At 63.2% G+C, this 19,552-nt stretch carries 15 protein-coding genes and 1 pseudogene; 5 read left to right on the forward strand and 11 right to left on the reverse strand.

What is annotated here, in order from left to right:
• Positions 1-2 precede the first annotated feature (2 nt).
• Positions 3-857 (forward strand): anti-sigma factor family protein, encoded by an 855-nt coding sequence (locus tag J2Y63_RS21730; protein ID WP_435267775.1) that lies wholly within the window; start codon positions 3-5, stop codon positions 855-857.
• Between the two features lie 63 nt (positions 858-920).
• Here the strand turns inward: J2Y63_RS21730 and J2Y63_RS21735 are convergent, their stop codons facing one another.
• The 3 genes from J2Y63_RS21735 to J2Y63_RS21745 all read right to left on the reverse strand — a co-directional run bounded on the left by J2Y63_RS21735 (position 921) and on the right by J2Y63_RS21745 (position 5,815).
• The gene (locus tag J2Y63_RS21735; RefSeq protein ID WP_435267776.1) at positions 921-2,840 is read right to left on the reverse strand and encodes a methyl-accepting chemotaxis protein; all 1,920 of its coding nucleotides are present in this window, start codon (positions 2,838-2,840) and stop codon (positions 921-923) included.
• Between the two features lie 297 nt (positions 2,841-3,137).
• The gene (gene leuA / locus J2Y63_RS21740) at positions 3,138-4,847 is read right to left on the reverse strand and encodes a 2-isopropylmalate synthase (RefSeq protein ID WP_435267777.1); all 1,710 of its coding nucleotides are present in this window, start codon (positions 4,845-4,847) and stop codon (positions 3,138-3,140) included.
• A 389-nt stretch (positions 4,848-5,236) separates the two neighbouring features.
• Positions 5,237-5,815, reverse strand: coding sequence for an ATP-dependent Clp protease proteolytic subunit (locus J2Y63_RS21745; RefSeq protein WP_256117556.1), 579 nt, complete (start codon positions 5,813-5,815; stop codon positions 5,237-5,239).
• A gap of 243 nt (positions 5,816-6,058) precedes the next feature.
• Between J2Y63_RS21745 and J2Y63_RS21750 the strand changes: the two genes are divergently transcribed.
• Entirely contained in the window at positions 6,059-6,637 is a 579-nt protein-coding gene (locus J2Y63_RS21750) for a HupE/UreJ family protein (RefSeq protein ID WP_435267778.1), read from the forward strand.
• Between the two features lie 32 nt (positions 6,638-6,669).
• On the opposite strand, the gene queF is transcribed toward J2Y63_RS21750, so the two are convergent.
• The 3 genes from queF to J2Y63_RS21765 all read right to left on the reverse strand — a co-directional run bounded on the left by queF (position 6,670) and on the right by J2Y63_RS21765 (position 10,371).
• Entirely contained in the window at positions 6,670-7,134 is a 465-nt protein-coding gene (gene queF, locus J2Y63_RS21755) for a preQ(1) synthase (protein ID WP_435267779.1), read from the reverse strand.
• A gap of 2 nt (positions 7,135-7,136) precedes the next feature.
• Positions 7,137-8,048, reverse strand: coding sequence for a cation diffusion facilitator family transporter (locus J2Y63_RS21760; RefSeq protein ID WP_435267780.1), 912 nt, complete (start codon positions 8,046-8,048; stop codon positions 7,137-7,139).
• Between the two features lie 133 nt (positions 8,049-8,181).
• Entirely contained in the window at positions 8,182-10,371 is a 2,190-nt protein-coding gene (locus J2Y63_RS21765) for an anthranilate synthase (protein WP_435267781.1), read from the reverse strand.
• Between the two features lie 379 nt (positions 10,372-10,750).
• Between J2Y63_RS21765 and J2Y63_RS21770 the strand changes: the two genes are divergently transcribed.
• The 3 genes from J2Y63_RS21770 (at position 10,751) to J2Y63_RS21780 (ending at position 12,674) form a co-directional block, all read left to right on the forward strand.
• The gene (locus tag J2Y63_RS21770; protein WP_435267782.1) at positions 10,751-11,077 is read left to right on the forward strand and encodes a hypothetical protein; all 327 of its coding nucleotides are present in this window, start codon (positions 10,751-10,753) and stop codon (positions 11,075-11,077) included.
• Positions 11,078-11,209: 132 nt separating this feature from the next.
• Positions 11,210-11,965 (forward strand): extensin-like domain-containing protein, encoded by a 756-nt coding sequence (locus J2Y63_RS21775; RefSeq protein WP_435267783.1) that lies wholly within the window; start codon positions 11,210-11,212, stop codon positions 11,963-11,965.
• 202 nt (positions 11,966-12,167) lie between these two features.
• Positions 12,168-12,674, forward strand: a complete 507-nt coding sequence (locus tag J2Y63_RS21780; RefSeq protein WP_435267784.1) for a DUF1993 domain-containing protein — start codon at positions 12,168-12,170, stop codon at positions 12,672-12,674.
• 38 nt (positions 12,675-12,712) lie between these two features.
• Here J2Y63_RS21780 and J2Y63_RS21785 read toward each other — a convergent pair whose 3' ends face one another.
• The 5 genes and pseudogenes from J2Y63_RS21785 to J2Y63_RS21805 form a co-directional block, all read right to left on the reverse strand.
• A complete protein-coding gene (locus tag J2Y63_RS21785) occupies positions 12,713-14,392 on the reverse strand; it encodes a formate--tetrahydrofolate ligase (RefSeq protein ID WP_435267785.1) in 1,680 nt (559 codons plus the stop codon).
• A gap of 247 nt (positions 14,393-14,639) precedes the next feature.
• The gene (locus J2Y63_RS21790; protein WP_256117569.1) at positions 14,640-15,791 is read right to left on the reverse strand and encodes a DUF2333 family protein; all 1,152 of its coding nucleotides are present in this window, start codon (positions 15,789-15,791) and stop codon (positions 14,640-14,642) included.
• A complete protein-coding gene (locus J2Y63_RS21795) occupies positions 15,784-17,085 on the reverse strand; it encodes a DUF6638 family protein (protein ID WP_435267786.1) in 1,302 nt (433 codons plus the stop codon). The genes J2Y63_RS21790 and J2Y63_RS21795 overlap by 8 nt, the downstream gene beginning before the upstream one ends.
• Positions 17,082-17,486: pseudogene (locus tag J2Y63_RS21800) on the reverse strand (endonuclease domain-containing protein). Before J2Y63_RS21800 ends, J2Y63_RS21795 begins: the two are co-directional and overlap by 4 nt.
• Positions 17,487-17,638: 152 nt before the next feature.
• Positions 17,639-19,549, reverse strand: a complete 1,911-nt coding sequence (locus tag J2Y63_RS21805; protein ID WP_435267787.1) for an AAA family ATPase — start codon at positions 19,547-19,549, stop codon at positions 17,639-17,641.
• Positions 19,550-19,552 lie beyond the last annotated feature (3 nt).

The raw sequence follows: 19,552 nt of genomic DNA on the forward strand, positions 1-19,552 counted from the left end.
TCGTGGAAAGCACACAGGGTCTCCCGCTCGAAGTACGCTTGTCGGCCTATCTCGATGGCCAGCTTCCGGATTCGGAAGTGGACGAAATCAACGCCATCCTCGCCGAGGACGACGACGCGCGCGGCGTCTACGAGAAACTGAAGCTCGGCAGCGAATTCGGTGCGCGCGCATTCGACAGACTGTTGCAGGAGCCGATCCCGCTCGACTTGGTGCGCAACATCAAGGACGCCGGTAAGACCGAGGACGAACCGCCGAAATCGGGTTTTGCCGCCATTCCGGTCGCCACCGCCGCTCCGCGCCGAAAATCGCCGTTCTGGCCGAAGGCGCTGGCCGCCTCGATGGCGCTGTTCATCGCCGGCGGTGCCGCCGGCTACCTCGTCTCCGAGCAGCGGGATGCCGCGCAGAAAGTCGCCTCCACCCAGTTCGCCCCTGCCCGCACCTGGCTCGACGACATCGCCGACTATCACCGCATCTATTCGCGCCAGACGCGCCATCTGGTGGAAGTGCCGGCGAGCGAGCAGGACCATATCGTCGAATGGCTGTCGGCCAGCACCGGCGTGAATTTCGCCCTGCCCGACCTGTCCGGCCAGAACCTCACGTTCGAAGGCGCGCGCCTGCTGGTCGCCGGCGGCAAGCCGACCGCCCAGCTTCTCTACCGCAATGCCGAAAACGAGATCTTCGCCATCTGCTTCCTGCAGAGCGACCCGGTCGGAAGCGCAACCGCCCTCTCCGAGAGCATGCGCAACGATATCGGCCTCGTCTCCTGGCAGAAGGGCAACGCCTCCTACGTGGTGGTCGGCCCCTCGGCAGATCCTGGCCTCGAACGGCTGGCGGAAACCGTGTCTGCGTCGATCTGACGGCAAAACAAAACCGGCCGGATTCGTTGGAATCCAGCCGGCTTGATCAGTCTACCGCAACGATCAGAAGTCTTCCCATTCGCTCGCCTTGAGGGCCGCATTGCCGTGCGACGCCGGTGCGGGACGTCGTGCCGGGGCAGAGCGGGCCTGCGACGACGCGACCGCCGCCGGGCGGCGTTGCCCGCCGTCGCGGAACTGCGCGAGCAGGCCCGAAAGCGAGACCGATTCGCTTGCAAGCGTCTGGCTGGCGGCGGATGTCTCTTCCACCATCGCCGCGTTCTGCTGGATCGACTGATCCATGCTGTTGACGGCGGCGTTGATCTCCTTCAGCGCCGTCGCCTGCTCGCGGGCAGCCTCCACAATCGAGACGACGTGACGGTTGATCTCCTGCACGCCGGAGACGATGCCCGTCAGCGCCGTGCCGGTCTGGCCGACAAGGGACACGCCGGCGCGCACCTGCTCGCCGGAACTGTTGATCAACTGCTTGATCTCCTTTGCCGCCGTGGCGGAGCGCTGGGCGAGTTCGCGGACCTCCTGCGCGACAACGGCAAAACCCTTGCCCGCCTCGCCGGCCCGCGCCGCCTCGACACCTGCATTGAGCGCCAGCAGGTTGGTCTGGAAGGCGATGTCGTCGATCACGCTGATGATGTTGTTGATCTCGGTGGACGAGCGCTCGATCTCGCCCATCGCGGCAACGGCCTGGGCGACGACGTCGCCGGACTTTTCCGCATTGCGGCGGGTTTCGGCAACCAGCGAGCCCGCCTCTTCCGCCCGCTTGGTCGAGTCGGCGACCGTCGTCGAGATCTCGTCCAGCGCCGCCGCCGTCTCCTCGACGGAGGCCGCCTGCTGCTCCGTGCGGCGAGCGAGGTCATTGGTGGCGCCGCTGATCTCGCGGGCGCCCGCATCGATGGAGCCGGCGATGCGGCCGATCGCCTCGACGGTCTCCTGCAACTTGCCGATCGACGCGTTGAAGTTGACGCGCAGCGTATCGAGTTCCGCGTCGAAGCCCTGCGTGATGCGGTAGTCGAGGCGGCCATTGGCCATTTCTTCGAGGGCGAGCCCGATCTCGCCGACGGCGGTCGCAGTGCGCGAGGCCTGGATGGAGCGGGCATCCGCGTCGGCGCTCATGCGGGCATGTTCGGCGGAGGCGCGATCCGCATCGACACGCGAGCGTTCGTCAGCCCGGGCGCGGGTCGCATCGCGAACCTCGGCAACGGCGCGCGCCAGGTCGCCGATCTCGTCCTTGCGGCCGTCGGTCACCGACTGGCTGTCGAGTTCGCCGCGGGCCATGGCGGCAAGCGTGGTGCGCAACTGGCCGACGGGGCGCGTGATCGAGCGGCTCGCCAGGAAGGCGGCGACAAGCGCCAGCACGACGGCGACCGAAAGCTCGATCATCGCCAGGTTCCCGAAGCCGCTTGCCGACGTGCGGACATCGCCGCCGATCGTCTTGTTCAGGTTCTCCTGGTAGTCGATGAACTTGTTGATGGCGCCGAGCCACGAAACGAAGAGCGGACGGGCCTTTTCAAGCAGCACGGTATGTGCGTTTGCCGCGTCGCCCTTGGCGGTCAGATCGATGATCTCGGCCACGAGCGGATTGGTCTTCGCCTGGATGTCGGCGATTTCCGCGAGGATCGTGCGTTCCTCGGCCGTCGCGCCATCAGGCGGCGTCACCATGTCCGCCATCTTCTTTTCGTTTTCGGCATAGGTGGCGGCGAGCTTGTCGATCAGCGCGATCGCCTCCTTGCGCTCGTCGTCCGAACTGACGAGAACCACGTCACGGATGGCGATGGCGCGGTCGTGCACGCTGCCGCGATAGTTGATCGCGAAGCGCTGCTTGACGCTGTTGACGTCGTTGATGCGGCCGAGGTCGTGGTTGATGCTGTTGACCTGCGAGACCGATGTCCACGTCAATACCATCATCAAAACGACGAGAAAGCCGAAGCCTAGCCCGAGACGGGCGGAAATTCCGAAGCGCATGCCCATAGTCACATCTCCCCCGATGAGTAGCCACGCGACATGGCCAGCCATAAGCCGGGTCGCGACTGGCATTCCGTAATGTCCTGAAAAGCAGAAATTTGCGGCTTTTCGCGCCGCGCACGCAATGGGTATCGGCCGCCAAAGGCGGCTCCGCGATCAAGCAATCATTGCCGCCACCTCATCGATCGAGGCAGCCTTTCGCTATGAACTATAATATTTCACAGGATAGTTAAGAATGTACTGATACAAAAAACCCCGGCCGCGAGGCGACCGGGGCGCATTCGATTGTAACGCGCAAACGGCTCAGCCGCGGATCGCGAGCACGCGGTTTGCGGCGGAAACGATGGCTTCGAGCGAGGCGGTCACGATGTTGGTGTTGATGCCGACGCCGAACAGTTTTCCGCCCGGATGCTCGACTTCCACATAGGCGATGGCTGCGGCGTTCGAGCCGTGCTGGAGCGAGTGCTCGGAATAGTCCGCCACGGACATCGGGATGCCGAGATAGATCGACAGCGCGTTGATGAAGCCGTCGATCGGGCCGGTGCCCTTGCCTTCGATGCGCTTCGTCTCGCCGCCATCGGTGACCTCGGCCGCAACGATGCGCGTGCCCTTCTGGCCGGCATCGTCCGGATAGGTGTGGTGATCGACGAAGCGCAGGCGCGTGCCGGGCTGCGTGACGTAACGGTCCATGAAGCTCTGGTGGATGCGCTTCGAGGGCAGCTCCACGCCCTCCTCGTCGGTGATGCGCTGGATCTCCTCGCGGAACTCCACCTGCAGGTTGCGCGGCAGGTTGATGCCGTAGTCTTCCTGGAGGATATAGGCGATGCCGCCCTTGCCGGACTGCGAGTTGATGCGGATGATCGCCTCGTAGGAGCGCCCGACATCCTGCGGGTCGATCGGCAGGTAAGGCACTTCCCACAAGGGCTTGTTGGCCTTCTTGATGGCCTTCATGCCCTTGTTGATGGCGTCCTGGTGCGAGCCGGAGAAGGCCGTGTAGACCAGTTCGCCGACATAGGGGTGGCGTTCCGGAATGGCCATTTCGTTGGAATATTCATAGACCGCCTTGATGCGCTCGATGTCGGAGCAGTCGAGCTTGGGATCGACGCCCTGCGTGTACATGTTCAAGGCCAGCGTGACGACGTCGACATTGCCGGTGCGCTCGCCATTGCCGAACAGGGTACCTTCGACGCGGTCCGCGCCCGCCATCAAGGCGAGTTCGGTGGCGGCGATGCCGGTGCCGCGGTCGTTGTGCGGGTGCAGCGAGATAATGACGTTCTCGCGGTTGTCGATGTTGCGGCACATCCATTCGATCTGGTCGGCATAGATGTTCGGCGTCGCCATCTCGACGGTGGAGGGCAGGTTGAGGATCAGCTTGTTGTCAGCCGTCGGCTTGACGATCTCGACGACCGCGTTGCAGATCTCCAGCGCCACTTCCAGCTCGGTGCCGGTGAAGCTTTCCGGGGAATATTCGAAGCGGTAACCGCCGCCGGCCTTGGCGGCCATGTCGGTGATCATCTTGGCCGCATCGGTGGCGATCTGCTTGATGCCGGAAACATCCTTGGCGAACACCACGCGGCGCTGCAATTCGCTGGTGGAGTTGTAGAAGTGGATGATCGGGTTATGCGCGCCTTCCAGCGCCTCGAAGGTGCGGGTGATCAGCTCCGGCCGGCACTGCACCAGCACCTGCAACGAGACATCCTTCGGCACATTTCCCTGCTCGACGCACCAGCGGGCGAAGTCGAAATCGGTCTGCGAGGCGGAGGGGAAACCGATCTCGATTTCCTTGAAACCCATGTCGAGCAAGAGCTGGAACATGCGGGCCTTGCGGTCGTGGCCCATCGGGTTGATCAGCGACTGGTTGCCGTCGCGCAGGTCCACCGAACACCAGATCGGCGCCTCGGTGATCACCTTGCCGGGCCAGGTGCGGTCCGGGATGTTGATGGTCGGGTAGGCCTGGTACTTGACGGCGGCCTCGGGCATGCCCTGCTTGGGCGTATGGGTCTTCAAAATCATCGTCTTCGTCTCTTCGTCGTCCCGGCATTCGCGAAAGCGTCTTAGCGCAAGCGTGCGCATTTTGCGACGGCGAATGCTGGCCGTGGGCGGCCAAACCGGAATTAATGCGTAGGGTGAAACGAGGAGCTATGGCCTGGGCGGGCTTTTCGGCCGCCGGGCGCTCCTCAACGAACCCGGCAACCGCGCGTAAGGCCGAGAAGAAGAAGCGAGGAGAAGCCGCGCGAACGCTCACGAACAGCTGCGCTGCCGCGGGAAACTCGTTCGATGATCTGTGCGCTGGTCTTCAACATGAGGCCGTCTATACCGGCGGGAGGCGCAAAGCGCAAGCGCCCAAAAGAAAAAGCCCTCCACGACGGGAGGGCTTCGTCAATTCGGAAAGGCAGAAAGCCTCAGATGTCGCCCTGCGAGGTGACGATGCGCGAGACCAGGCCGTAGCCCTTGGCCTCTTCGGCCGAGAGCCAGTAGTCGCGGTCCGTGTCCTTGGCGATCTTCTCGATCGGCTGGCCGGTCGCCTCGGCGAAGATCCGGTTCAGGCGCTCGTTCATCTTGATGATCTCGCGGGCCTGGATCTCGATGTCAGACGCCATGCCGCGGGTACCGCCCGACGGTTGGTGCAGCAGGAAGCGGGTGTTCGGCAGGCAAAGCCGGCGTTCCTTCGGCGTCGCGACATAGATGAGCGCACCGGCGGAGGCGACCCAGCCCGTGCCGATCATCCAGACCTTCGGCTTGATGAACTTGATCATGTCATGGATCGAATCGCCCGATTCGACATGGCCGCCCGGCGAATTCACGTAGATGCGGATGTCCTCGTCGCTGGCGGCGGCGAGCGCCACGAGCTGCGAGCAGACCTTCTGCGCCAGTTCCTGGTTGATCGGCCCATAGATGAAGATCGAACGCGACTTGAAAAGGTTCGCCTCCGTTTCCTTGCCCAGGGGCAGTTCCGTCTTCTTGTCGTCCTCGTCGCTCATGCAAAATCTCCGATTGCTCGTCAGAATAGTCCTGTCGCTGTCAGATAATGCGACTCACCGGCCAAGACAATGCAACAAAACCGATAGCGCGCGATAGAGCACGTCGGCGCCACCGGAAAACAGGGTAAATGCCGCCGCCCGCACTTACGCAATTTGCGTATGGACTTGCCCGGAGCCTAGCTCCTAGGATGCGGTTCTCATTGACGAAACGCCGGGGCCCCCACCGGCGCAACAGGGGACATCATGATCAGACGCATCACGCTGGCGCTTGCAGCGCTCGCCGCCACGACGGCACCGGCCTTTGCCCATCTCAACCCGGAAGAGCACGGCTCCTTCATGGCCGGCTTCTCGCATCCGCTGTTCGGCCTCGACCATATCCTCGTCATGGTCGCCGTCGGCCTGTGGGCGGCGCAGATCGGTGGCAAGGCGCTGTGGGCCGTGCCCACCGCCTTCGTTGCGACCATGGCGCTCGGCTTCGGCGTTGCGCTCGCCGGCATCGGCCTGCCCTTCGTCGAGCCCGCGATCCTCGCCTCGGTCGTCGCACTCGGCCTCCTCGTCGCCATGGCGGTGAAGCTCGACACGGTCGTGTCGGCCGCGATCGTCGCCGTCTTCGCGCTCTTCCATGGCCATGCCCATGGCGGCGAGCTCGGCTCGGCCGGCGCGCTGTCCTTCGGCATCGGCTTCGTCATCGCGACCGCGCTGCTGCATGGCGCCGGCATCGGCCTCGGTCTCGGCATCGCGCGGCTTTCCGGCGGCGCGATCGCTGCCCGCATCATCGGTGGCGCAACGGCACTCGCCGGCCTCGCCCTCGCCTTCGGCTGATTTTTAAGAGGCGGCGGGCAACCGCCGCCGCCTTATCCGCGTCCGCGATAGGGCTGCACGCCCTGGTCGGGCAGCCAGACGCCCTTCGGCGCCTCCCCCGTCTGCCAGAACACATCGATCGGAATGCCGCCGCGCGGATACCAGTAGGCGCCGATCCTCAGCCATTTCGGCTGCAAGAGATCGACGAGCCGCTTGGCGATGTCGATCGTGCAATCCTCGTGGAAGGCGCCATGGTTGCGGAAGGAATGCAGGTAGAGTTTCAGCGACTTCGATTCGACCAGCCAGCCATCCGGCACATAGTCGATGACGATATGCGCGAAGTCCGGCTGGCCGGTCATCGGGCAGAGCGAGGTGAATTCCGGCGCCGTGAAGCGCACGACGAAATCCGTGCCGGCGTGGTTGCTCGGCACCTTTTCCAGCACCGCGGTTTCCGGATTGACGGGAAGCTCCACCGCCTGCCCCAGTTGCGACAGTCCCGATACGTCCGTCTTGCTCATCGTCATGCCTCCTCGATCTTGACCCTGATACCATGCGCCTTTTCCGTCTCGGGCTCGACATGGATGGCGATCTGCGCGCCGGGCTGCACGGTGCGGATGGCATCCTCCATCCGGTCGCAGATGTCATGCGCCTGCCCCACCGGCATGGATGCCGGCACGACCAGGTGGAAATCGACGAAGGTCGCCGACCCCGCCCGCCGGGTCTTGAGATCATGCACGCCGAGCGAACCCGCGCCATGGGCGGCGATGGCCGCCTGGATGGCATCGGCCTCCTCCGGCTCCACCGCATGGTCCATCAGCCCGTCGACCGAATGCGCGATGACCTTCCAGCCCTGGTACAGAATGTTCAGCGCGACCAGCACCGCCAAAAGCGGGTCGAGCACCGCATACCCCGTCGCGATCGCCAGCACGAGGCCGACGAGCACGCCGATCGAGGTGACGACGTCGGACAGGATATGCTGGCCATCCGCCGAGAGCGCCGGCGAGCGATAGCGCCGGCCGGCGCGTATGAGCACGAAGGCCCAGATCGCATTGATGACGCCGGCCAGGAAGTTGATGGCGAGGCCGAGCGCCGGTGCTTCGATGGGTGTCGGCGCCATGACCGCGGGCAGCGCCTCCGCCACGATGAGCAGCGCCGCGACGACGATCAGCACGCCTTCCAGAACCGCCGAAAGATATTCAGCCTTGTGATGGCCGAAGGGATGCGTCTTGTCGGCGGGCTTTGCCGCATAGGTGATGGCCGCGAAGGCGACGATGGCGGCAACCACGTTGACGCTCGATTCCATGCCGTCCGACAGCAGCGCCACTGACCCCGTCACCCACCAGGCGACGAGCTTCAGCCCCATCACGCCGAGCGACAGCGGAATGCCCCAGAGCGCCAGCCGCTTGACCGTCTTGCTATCCGTGTTTTCCATGGCCGTTCTTTCCATGCAGATGCAACCGAGTTGCAAAAGCCGTGCCCATCAACGCAAAACCGCGCGCACGGGGACGTGCACGCGGTTTTCTCTTGGGCCTGCTATCGGCCAGTTCGGCCGTTTTGTCAAAGCCTCAGGCGGCTTTTACCTTGGCTTTTTTGGAGAGGTGCGCCACCACGTTCTCGATCATGCGCATGCCGGCATCCTGGCCGAGCGTCATGATCGATTCCGGATGGAACTGCACCGCGGCGACCGGCTCGCTTACATGTTCGATGCCCATGATCGTGCCGTCCTCGCTCTCCGCCGTGATGATGAAATCGCGCGGCAGGGTCGAGGGATCGGCGAAGATCGAATGGTAGCGGCCGACCGTCACCTCGCGGCCGAGGCCGGAGAAGACGATGCCGGGCTCCAGCACGCGGATGCGCGACGGCTTGCCGTGCATGGGGATGGCGAGCTGGCGCAGGTCCCCGCCATAGGCTTCGGCGAGCGCCTGGAGACCGAGGCAGACGCCGAAGATCGGCAGGTTGCGGGCGCGCGCCTTCTTGATCGTCGCCTTGCAGTCGAAATCCTTCGGCGTGCCGGGGCCGGGCGACAGCACGACGAGATCCGGCTTCAGGCGGTCGAACACCTCTTCCGGCACCGGCGTGCGCACCGTCGTCACGTTCGCGCCGGTCTGGCGGAAGTAGTTGGCGAGCGTGTGCACGAAGCTGTCCTCGTGGTCGACGAGCAGGATATTCACCCCTGCCCCGACGGAGGCGACGTCGCGCTGGACCTTTGCGGCATTGCCGGCCTTGGCGTCACGAATGGCTGCAATCATGGCGGATGCCTTCAGTTCGGTTTCGGCTTCTTCTTCTTCCGGGTTCGAATCGTAGAGCAGCGTCGCGCCGGCGCGCACTTCCGCAATGCCGTCCTTGATGCGGATGGTGCGCAGCGTCAGCCCCGTGTTCATGTCGCCGTTGAAGCCGACCATACCGATCGCCCCACCATACCACGCGCGCGGGCTCTTCTCATGCGCCTCGATGAAGCGCATCGCCCACAGCTTCGGCGCGCCGGTGACGGTGACGGCCCAGGCATGCGACAGGAAACCGTCGAAGGCGTCCATATCGTCGCGCAGACGACCCTCGATATGGTCCACCGTGTGGATGAGGCGCGAATACATCTCGATCTGCCGGCGGCCGATGACCTTGACGGAGCCCGGCTCGCAGACGCGGCTCTTGTCGTTGCGGTCGACGTCCGAGCACATGGTGAGTTCGGATTCGTCCTTCTTCGAATTGAGCAGTTTCAGGATCTGTTCCGAATCGGCAATCGGGTCTTCGCCGCGCTTGATCGTGCCGGAGATCGGGCAGGTCTCGATGCGCCGTCCGGACACGCGCACGAACATTTCCGGCGAGGCGCCGACAAGATATTCCTGATTGCCGATATTGATGAAGAACGAATAGGGCGACGGATTGATCGCCTTGAGCCGCTTGGAGATTTCCGAAGGCTTGCTCTCGCAGCGCTCGAAGAATTTCTGGCCGGGCACGACTTCAAACAGGTCGCCGCGGCGAAAACTTTCCTTCGCCTTGACGACGAGCTCGGCATATTCGCCGGGCCGGTGGTCGCCATGCGGCGGGATGACATCAACCGTCTGGAACGGCTCGGCCTCGATCGCCTCGCCCTTGCCTTCCGTCGAAAGCCCATCCTTGGCGAAATCATAGCGGTCGATCCAGGCCTTGGCGGCATAGTGGTCGACGACGAGGATCTCGTCCGGCAGAAAAAGCACCATGTCGCGCTGGTCGTCCGGGCGCTTCAGCTTCAGCTCGATCGCATCGAACTGGAAGGCGAGGTCGTAGCCGAAGGCGCCGTAGAGGCCGAGGCTGGCATCCTGGTCAGAATGGAAGAGGTCGGTGACGGCGCGCAGCACCGTGAACACCGTCGGCATCTTGGAGCGCTCTTCCTCGGTGAAGATCCGGTCGGGCAGCTTCACGTCGAGATCGAGGCGGGTCGCCGTGCGGGCGCCGAGCGCCAGTTCCGGCACCGCGGCCAGGCGATCGGCGATCAGGGAAAGCAGCACCTCGCCGCGTGCATTGTAAGCCTCGATCCAGACGGCGCGGCCGAAGGAGGAGATGCCGAGCGGCGGATCGACGACGGCGGTATCCCAGCGCGTGTAGCGGCCGGGATATTCGTAGTTCGACGAGAAGACCGCGCCGCGCCGCTCATCGAGCTTGTCGACATAGGCGGAAATCGAGTTCGCATAATCTGTTGCGCGCCGGCGACGCGTGACGGTCACGCCACCCTTCGTCTCGTAGGCTTCCGCGCCGTCTTCCAGAATTTTCGTGGCCATTCCCCAACTCCGTTTCAGGCCCGCTCCCTTGAAGGCGGCTTAAAAAAGCAAAAGCCGCCTCGAAGGTTTCGGGCGGCTTGTCGTCTCAATCACGCATGACTGGTCAAGGCCGCCTCAGCGAGCCCACCACCAACCAGCAATGATGATCATCTTTTCCATGGCGACGAGTGTTAGCCTGAAGTTTTGCGGCGCGCAAGACCGATTGCGGCCGTTTACCGCTGGCTTTCCGGATGTTGCGCCGGCGCACCACCGGCCATTACACACCGTGCGTGACGGCTTAGTGCGGCGAAACAATCTGTCAATATGGCGAATTTTCACCATGCCGCGGCATTTGCTCCTTTCTTGAGCATGTGCTAATGGCGGCCATAGAAGAGTATTGATGTCAAGGCAAATACCCATGGTTTCCGTCATGGTGGAACAGTTCCGCGAAATGCAGCTCCTGCTGGCGGATACGATCGAGCAATACGAGTCCCCCGAATTCAAGGCGCTGGACGGCCGCATCGCCAGCGTCTTCGATGCGATCTATCGCCATGAGCCACGCACGGTCGACGAGGCGCACGCCATGGTGCGCCTGTTCCTCGAGCTTATCGAAAACAACGATGCCGGCGACAGCATCCACCTCATCGAGCGCGTGCGCACGATCATCGACGACTGTGCCGGCTCCTGCCCGCCCTCCATGGAAATCGTGTACGGCGCCGGCATCTAACGAAAATCCGGCAACCAAATCCATTCCCCGGCGTTTCCCCGCTGATACGATCAGCCTGTCGGCTGATATAATCAGCCGGGAGACGGACCCATCGCAACGCTCCATCGCATAGCTCTGCTTGCCGCCACGCTGGTGCTCACCGGCGCTGCCGACCTGCCGAAGGAAGGCCCGCTTCCCGCTGCCCGGCCGGAACAGCAGGCCAAGGAAGACGCCAAGGAGACGCCCGATCAGGCCGTGCCCGACAAGGCCGTGAAGGACGACGACGCGAAGGCCGAGGCTGCGCGCAAGGCGAAGGAAGAGGAAGATAAGGCCAAGGAGCGCCCGCAGGAAGACGGCCAGGAACAGGCGGCCTGCCGGGCGGAACTCAAAAGCATCGGCGCGACCTTCGAGGAGGCGCCCGCTGTCGAGGATGGCAAGGCCTGCGGCATCGACAAGCCGGTGCTGCTCAAGGGCCTGCCGGGCGGCAGCAAGGTCGAGCCCGAGGCGACGGTGCGCTGCGACACCGCGCTCCAGCTTTCACGCTGGATGGAGGGATCGGTCAAACCCTCGCTCGAAGCCGCCATGCCGGGCGAGACGATCACGGTCCTCGCCCAGGCCTCAGCCTATGTCTGCAAGAACCGCAACGGCGCCGAAGAAGGCAGGATTTCCGAGCACGCCTTCGGCAATGCGGTGGATGTGGCGGGCTTCACGCTGAAAAGCGGCAAGACCCTCACCATCCGCCCGGCCGACAAGGATTCCACCATGGAGGGCGCCTTCCAGCGCGCCATCACCGAGGCCGCCTGCCTCTACTTCACGACCGTGCTCGACCCGGGCAGCGACGCCGCCCACCAGAACCACCTGCATCTCGACGTGAAGGAACGGCGCGGCGGCTACCGCTATTGCTGGTAGGCACCGTTTATTTCCTAGTAATTCCAGCAAAAGTGCGCAGCGGTTTTGCGTCCGGAATTGCGTTAAAACAAAGAGATAGAGCGTTCTCGCGATTCGAAGAAAAGCGGAAATGTTCTAGCGCTCCTCAAAAGGCGGTACGACGGCACCTATCTGTAGGGCGGCCGGCTCCGGCCCAATCATTCCACCTCAAAGGTCCCCCACCATGTCGATCTCCCCCTACGAAATCTCGATCCCCACCTTCCAGCGCGGTTTCGCCGTGCTGACGAAACTGCTGGACAAGGCCGAGGCCTTTGCGGAAGAAAAGAAGATCAAGACGGACGTGCTGGTGAATGCCCGCCTCTCGCCCGACATGCTCTCGCTCGCCGGCCAGATCCAGCGCCTGAGCGACACGGCAAAGGGCGCCGCCTCCCGCCTCACCGGCACGGACGCCCCGAGCTTCCCGGATGACGAAACGACGCTGGCCGACCTGCGCACCCGCATCGCAAAGACCGTCTCCTATCTCGCCACCGTGCCGGAATCGGGCTTCGAGGGCGCCGCGGAACGCACGGTCGTCATAAAGTCGCGCGGCCAGGATGTGACCTACACCGGCAAGGATTACCTGCTGACCTTCGCGCTGCCGAACTTCTACTTCCACCTCACGACCGCCTACGCGATCCTGCGCCACAACGGCGTTCCCGTCGGCAAGCTCGACTTCCTCGGCCGCACGTAAGCCGAAAGCAGGAGGGGCGCCGAAGCGCCCCTCTTTTGTCAGAACAGGCCCTCGATAAAGCCTTCTTCGTTCAAAAAGATTTTTTCCGAAGACGGCACCTTGGGCAGGCCCGGCATGGTCATGATCTCGCCGGTGATGACGACGACGAAGCCGGCGCCGGCCGATAGCCGCACTTCGCGCACCGGCACCGTATGGCCGGAAGGCGCGCCGCGCAGGTTCGGGTCGGTCGAGAAGGAATATTGCGTCTTCGCCATGCAGACCGGCAGGTGGCCGTAACCCTGATCCTCCCAGACGCGCAGCTGGTCGCGCACCGACTTGTCGGCGATGACCTCGCCGGCATGGTAGATGTCCTTGGCGATCGTCTCGATCTTCTGGAACAGCGGCATCTCATCCGGGTAGAGCGGCGAGAACTGCGACAGGCCGGATTCGGCAAGCTCGACAATCCGGTGCGCCAGCGCCTCGATGCCGGCGGAGCCCTGCGCCCAGTGCTTGCAGAGGATGGCCTCGGCGCCGAGCGTCGCCACATAATCCTTCACCGCCTGGATTTCCGCATCCGTATCCGAGATGAAGTGGTTGATGGCGACGACGACGGGCACGCCGAACTTCTTGACGTTCTGCACATGCCGGCCAAGGTTCGCGCAGCCCTTCTTGACCGCGTCGATGTTCTCCTTGCCGAGCTCGTCCTTCTTGATGCCGCCGTTCATCTTCATGGCGCGCACGGTGGCGACGATGACCGCCGCATCCGGCTTCAACCCGGCCTTGCGGCATTTGATGTCGAAGAACTTTTCCGCTCCGAGATCGGCACCGAAACCGGCTTCCGTCACCACATAGTCGGCGAGCTTCAGCGCCGTGGTCGTCGCGATCACCGAGTTGCAGCCATGCGCGATATTAGCAAAGGGGCCGCCATGCACGAAGGCCGGGTTGTTCTCCAGCGTCTGCACGAGGTTCGGCTGCATGGCGTCCTTGAGCAGCACCGTCATCGCCCCATCCGCCTTGATGTCACGGGCAAAGACCGGCGACTTGTCGCGGCGATAGCCGATGATGATGTTGCCGAGGCGTTTTTCGAGGTCCTTGAGATCCATCGAAAGACACAGGATGGCCATGACTTCGGAGGCCACCGTGATGTCGAAACCCGTCTCGCGCGGATAGCCGTTTGCCACGCCGCCGAGCGAGCCGACGATATGGCGCAGCGCCCGGTCGTTCATGTCCATCACGCGCCGCCAGGCGATGCGGCGGATGTCGATGTTCTGCTCGTTGCCCCAGTAGATGTGGTTGTCGATGAGCGCGGAAAGCAGGTTGTGCGCGGAGGTGATGGCGTGGAAATCGCCGGTGAAGTGAAGGTTCATGTCCTCCATCGGCACGACCTGCGCATAACCGCCGCCGGCAGCCCCGCCCTTGACGCCGAAGCACGGGCCGAGCGAGGCTTCGCGGATGCAGGTGATGGCCTTCTTGCCAATGCGGTTGAGGCCGTCGCCAAGCCCGACCGTCGTCGTCGTCTTGCCCTCGCCCGCCGGCGTCGGGTTGATGGCGGTGACGAGGATCAACTTGCCGTTCTTCTTGCCCTTCTGCGCAGCGATGAACTCGGCGCTGATCTTCGCCTTGTCATGGCCATAGGGCAGCAGGTGCTCGGGCGGAATGCCGAGCTTGCCGCCGATCTCGATGATCGGCTTCTTCTTTGCGGCGCGGGCAATTTCGATGTCGGATTTCACGTCAGCCATGCAGTGTCGCTCCCTTTTGGCAAAACGTCCGCAGCCGGGTCTCCTCTCCCGAAGGCGGCGTTTTCCCTTGTTATTTGCCCCGCCATTTCAGCGTGAAGCCGCCCGCCGCGCCACGCCGGAATTTGCCGCTTGCTGGGTTAAAAACGACACGGAGCGATAAATTTGCGGCGGAAGCGAATAGCGAATAGCGAATAGCGAATAGCGAATAGAATTTAGCGCTATTCGCTATTCGCAACTCCCTATTCGCTCACCGTGCCAGCACGTCGCGCATTTCGACGAGGTTGGAGCGCACGCGCAGGATATAGAAGCCCATCGTCGCCAGATGGGTCGGCATGATCCAGCCATCCTCGCGGCCGTTCGAAATGATGGCCGGCTGGATGCTGAGCGCGGAGCGCAGCTGCTTGATGCTTTCCGCCCAGATCGGCTCGATGCCGCGCGCCTTGATGACCGCGTCGAAATCCGCGCCGGCCGCAGACAGGATGCCGTAGTAGCCATAGAGCTGGCCATAGGCGAACCAGAAGCGATCGTCGGCGCGCGTATCGAACCAGCCGCCATTGTGGAACTCCGAGCGCTCGCGGATGATCGCGGAGGTCGAGCCGATATCGTTGGCAATGCGATCGAGGAACTCGATCAGGTTGTCCGAGCGGCCGTCGAAGATCGCCTCGCAGGATTCGAGCGAGGTGTTGAACTTGCGCAGGTCCGCCATCGCCGTGCGGTAATAGTTCGGCGTCGGCGTCTTCGGCAGCAACGAATCCGAGCCGAAATACCAGGTCTCCTCATCGAACTGAATATTGCCGCGGGCGCGCTGGAGATCGGCGTTGATGCCGGACGTGCCGCGCACGCGGCCGAGCGAATCGACGAGCTCGACGGAGGTGCGGCGCACCGCCTGGTTGATGCCGCGCTGGAACGACGCCTTGTTGTCGAACCACGGCGTCTTGTCCCAGTCGAGCCCGAACAGCCCGAGCTTGTAGAGCAGCATCGAGGAGATCCAGGCATTCTGGTTGACATTGTAGTCGATCAGGTCCGCCGTCACATCGACGATCGCCGAGCGCACGCAGGTTTTCGGCTCCGGCTCCGCCACCTCGCCTGCTGCCGGCGTGGTTGCGGCCGCGCCCGTCGAGGCGACGCCGGCATCCTGCTTGCGCTGGGCGAGATTGTAATTGTTCACATAATCCGGGTTGAAGCCGCTCCACACCTGGGCCTGCCAGATGAAATAGGCATAGAGGCCGAAGAGGACCAGCAGGCCGATGCCGATCGGCCCCTTGATGATCCAGCCGCGCGCCCGATACCAGTTCGCCGCCGCCATGAACGGCCAGAGGATCCAGGCGATCACCAGGCCGATGCCCCGGCCGATGGCCGCGAAGATGCGCTGGAAAAACGCCACGATCGGGTCAAGCATTGGTATCGTCCTCTCTGATGCCGTACAGCTTTCGGCGGAAGCCAGCCTTGTCTTGCAGATAGGTCCGCGTCAACGTCGCAACAACATACTCGCGGAACTTTTCGCTATATTGCTCGTAGGCCGCGTAGAAACCCTGCTTGTCGAAGACGAAGCGCGACACAAAGTCATAAGGAACCATCTGTGAAATCAGGCGGTTGACCAGCCACTGGTCGGGATGTTCGGGGGCTGCGCGCACCACGAGGAACCGCCGTTCCGGCTGCACCTCGTTGATCTTGATCTCGCCGGTCGCCGCCACGGTGCGGATCGCTTCCTGCAGGAACGGGTAGGTTCCGTCGCGCGCCACAAGCTCGGAATTGCGGTGCATCCAGGTCTGCAGCCAGATCCTGTCGGCCTTTTCAAGATCGCTCGTCGGATCGCCCTGGTTGACGAGATTGACGACCGTCATATCCGCACGGTGCTGGAAGAGGCCGGATTGCTCGACCCACGAGGCGCGCGGCAGTTCCAGCCGCTTGGTCGAGGAGAGAAATTCGAAGATGCGCTTGTGGTCGTTCAGCGCGATATAGCTCACCTGCCAGGGCCGCGAGCGGCGGAAACCCGGCACGGTCGGATCGCAGATCACCGTCGTCGTCTTGTCGTCGAGGAAGACATAGACGCCGCCGAAATGGTTCGCCCAATAGGCTTCGTGGCGGAAGACGAGCTGGTCGGGCACCAGCGCATTCTGGCGGATATCGCCGGTCTGCTTGGCCAGTTCCACCATGCGGTTGAGCATGGCATCGTCCGACCAGGCATTCGGCACGGTCTTCAGCCGGTCGACGAGCCCGCGCAACTCCCCCGCCTTGCCGAGCATGTCCTCGGCCGAAAGCACCTTGAAACGCACCTCGTTGATCGACAGCAGGTCGTCGATATCGTTGACGACGGACACCGAGTCCTCAATCTCGCCATAGAGCGCATCGCGGATGGTGATCGCATTGATCGCCCGGGCATTCGCCGAAAAGAACTCGTGCATCAGGGCGGCGGTGTTCGAAAAACTCGTATGCACCACCGGCAGGTTCACCTGCTCCGGCGTCATGATGACGAAGCGCCGGTTGACACGATTCGGATCGAGATAATCCCGGTCGCCGAGCTCATCGGCAATCTCCGGCGAAAACCCCGTCATGTCGATCCGGAAATTGGTAAGCGCCGTGCGCCGCATGCCAAACCCGTCCAGCGCCTTGTTGTAGCGCTCGACCAGATGCGGCTCATCGACCGGCAACAGCCGCCCATAGATCAATTCGGCTTCGAGGAGGCGTTTCATTGGCGCTCCGCTGCTGGCAGAAACGTGAAACCTGGCCCAGATACACGCTCGGACAGACGACCTTCACATATCGCCACGATCGTCTCCAATACAGCCTCGCGCTCTGTTATCACATCCACATTCCAGAAACGGGCTATTGACCACCCATTCAGGCGCATGAATTCATTTCGTTTCTGGTCCTATTCACTACCCGCATGCTGGCTGCCGTCAACCTCGATCACCAGCATTTTCTCCCGGCATGCAAAGTCTGCGAAATAGAGACCGATTGCGAGCTGCCGCACGAACTTGAAGCCGTTCAGACGCCGTGCCCGCAAATCCGACCAAAGCCATGTTTCCGCATCATTGTCGACTTGACGCAGTTGGCGCGCTCTATCTGTCCTCTTGCCGTTCGCGCCACGCATCTGCCCCTCACCCTAACCCTCTCCCCGCAAGCAGGGAGAGGGGACCTGCCCGGCGGTAGGTCGCGAAGGGAGGAAAACGGCGCGGCATATCTCCTTCTCCCCGCTTGCGGGGAGAAGGTGGCCGGCAGGCCGGATGAGGGGCAGCCCCACCTCTACCACCGCCCCTCCGCCTTCATCGTCTCCATCTCGCGGATCGCCTTTTCGCGCTGGCGTTCGCGGCGGATGATGTCGGTGACGGCGGCATCGTCGGATTTGTCGGTGTAGCGGAATTCGGAATCGGCGTAGCGGTTGATCTCCTGGAGCACCATTTCCATCGAGATGGGGCCGCGCAGTTCCTCGATCATCGCCTTCTTCTCGTCATAGCCCTTGTGCATGAAGGCATCAGCGGTGGTGAACCAGTCGTCCGGCAGTTCCACGTCCATGGCGCGCATCTTGATCGCGTCGGTGATGTTCTTGATGGCGCGGCCGGTGAAGCGCGGTTCGGCGATCTTGATGCGGTGCAGGTAAGCGCCGACATCGGCGAGCGACTTGACCGCGCCGTGCTCCTTCTCATGCGCCTCCCAGACGGCGAGCAGGCCGTCTTCCTGGGGCTTGGCATGCTGCTCGTAGGAGGTCGAGACGGCGCGCTTGATCTCCTGGCCTTCGAAGAGCTTGTGCTCGCCGAGCGGAATCGAATGGTTCTTGCCGACCAGCATCGCAAAAATGTCGATATAGTCGTCCTCGGTTTGCGGGCCGTCCACCAGCCAGCGGGCGCCGGCGCGCTGACGCAGAGCGTCATCAACGTTTTCCGGATAGTTGGAGAACATGCCGAAGGTGCAGTTGCCGCGAATGACCGTCGAGGCACCGGCAAAACTTTCCATCAGCACCGCCGTCACCTCGTGCTGGCCGGCGGATGCCCGGTCGTCGGAGCGTTTGGCCGCGACCTGGTCGACGTCGTCGATCGTGCCGAAGCCGATTGCCTTGGGGTTGATGACGTTGTTGACGAATTCCTTGCAGTTCTGGCCGGATTTGCCCTGATAGGAGGAAATCTGGTCGACGCCGAAATTCTCGTAATGGAAGGCGTAACCGGCGGTCTGGCAGTAATCGTTGACGAGGCCGGCGAGCATCTGGATGAGAATCGTCTTGCCGGTGCCGGGCATGCCGTCGCCGATGAAGGTGAAGAGGAAGCCGCCGAGTTCGACGAAGGGGTTGAGCTGCCGCTCGAAATCATAGGCGACCAGCATCTTTGCGAGCTTCATCGCCTGGTATTTGGCAATGTGGTTGCCGATGATCTCCTCGGGCTTCTTGAAGGTCATGGTCAGAGGCTTGCGCTTCTGGCCGGGCGCCACGTCGAAGCCGGAAAGCGTGAAATCGTCCTGCTCGATGCGGATATGCGCATTCTCGAAGCCGGCAAGGCCGGTGAAGCGCGCACGGCGGCCAATCAGGCCCTCGATGGCGACGCGCGAGAAGGCGCGGGCGCGGCTGACGAGTGCTGCATCGTCGGGCGCACCGACGATCGTGTGCTCAAGGCCGGCGATCATGCTTTTCAGCGCATCCTGCGGCGTGTCGAAGAGATAGTCCGGCTCGCCACCATCCTCCACCGGCTCTCCCTCGCCCGGCAGCGTCGCGCCGAGATAGGCGGCGAAGGTGAAAGCGGCGATATAGGCGGAGGCGGCGAGCAATGCTTTAAACTGGTTTGCCTCGTCGCCGGCCAGGGGCGAGGCGAGATTACGCGATTGCAGGCTTTCGAGATTGGTCTGGCGGGAGAAGGCATCGGTGACGGCGAGCGCCACTTGCAAGCCGCGCCGTGAGCGGAACAGCACGGCATGCTGCTGGGGCGAGAGCAGCGGATCGGCGGCGCGCACGGACTGGATGGTCTTTGCCAGCTCCACTTCGCGGGTGCGCCGCGTGCCCGCCGTCGAAACGGTGGAGACGAAACGCCGGCCGGTACCGGCGAGCGTCGTGCCGCTTTTGCCGTCCTCGCTTTCGAGGATGACGAGCTTGGTGACAAGGCTCTGCGCCGCCGCCTGATGCTTGGCGATATCGTCTTCGTGGATCGTCGTCAGTCCGGCATTGAGGCTCATTGG

It is taken from the genome of Shinella sp. BE166, assembly GCF_051201095.1.
In the GTDB taxonomy this organism is placed as follows: domain Bacteria; phylum Pseudomonadota; class Alphaproteobacteria; order Rhizobiales; family Rhizobiaceae; genus Shinella; species Shinella lacus.

Bases quoted from the DNA above. Each gene is read 5' to 3' on its own strand.
- J2Y63_RS21735 (WP_435267776.1), bottom strand. From the start codon at position 2,840: ATGGGCATGCGCTTCGGAATTTCCGCCCGTCTCGGGCTAGGCTTCGGC.
- leuA (WP_435267777.1), bottom strand. From the start codon at position 4,847: ATGATTTTGAAGACCCATACGCCCAAGCAGGGCATGCCCGAGGCCGCC.
- J2Y63_RS21745 (WP_256117556.1), bottom strand. From the start codon at position 5,815: ATGAGCGACGAGGACGACAAGAAGACGGAACTGCCCCTGGGCAAGGAA.
- J2Y63_RS21750 (WP_435267778.1), top strand. From the start codon at position 6,059: ATGATCAGACGCATCACGCTGGCGCTTGCAGCGCTCGCCGCCACGACG.
- queF (WP_435267779.1), bottom strand. From the start codon at position 7,134: ATGAGCAAGACGGACGTATCGGGACTGTCGCAACTGGGGCAGGCGGTG.
- J2Y63_RS21760 (WP_435267780.1), bottom strand. From the start codon at position 8,048: ATGGAAAACACGGATAGCAAGACGGTCAAGCGGCTGGCGCTCTGGGGC.
- J2Y63_RS21765 (WP_435267781.1), bottom strand. From the start codon at position 10,371: ATGGCCACGAAAATTCTGGAAGACGGCGCGGAAGCCTACGAGACGAAG.
- J2Y63_RS21770 (WP_435267782.1), top strand. From the start codon at position 10,751: ATGTCAAGGCAAATACCCATGGTTTCCGTCATGGTGGAACAGTTCCGC.
- J2Y63_RS21780 (WP_435267784.1), top strand. From the start codon at position 12,168: ATGTCGATCTCCCCCTACGAAATCTCGATCCCCACCTTCCAGCGCGGT.
- J2Y63_RS21785 (WP_435267785.1), bottom strand. From the start codon at position 14,392: ATGGCTGACGTGAAATCCGACATCGAAATTGCCCGCGCCGCAAAGAAG.
- J2Y63_RS21790 (WP_256117569.1), bottom strand. From the start codon at position 15,791: ATGCTTGACCCGATCGTGGCGTTTTTCCAGCGCATCTTCGCGGCCATC.
- J2Y63_RS21795 (WP_435267786.1), bottom strand. From the start codon at position 17,085: ATGAAACGCCTCCTCGAAGCCGAATTGATCTATGGGCGGCTGTTGCCG.
- J2Y63_RS21805 (WP_435267787.1), bottom strand. From the start codon at position 19,549: ATGAGCCTCAATGCCGGACTGACGACGATCCACGAAGACGATATCGCC.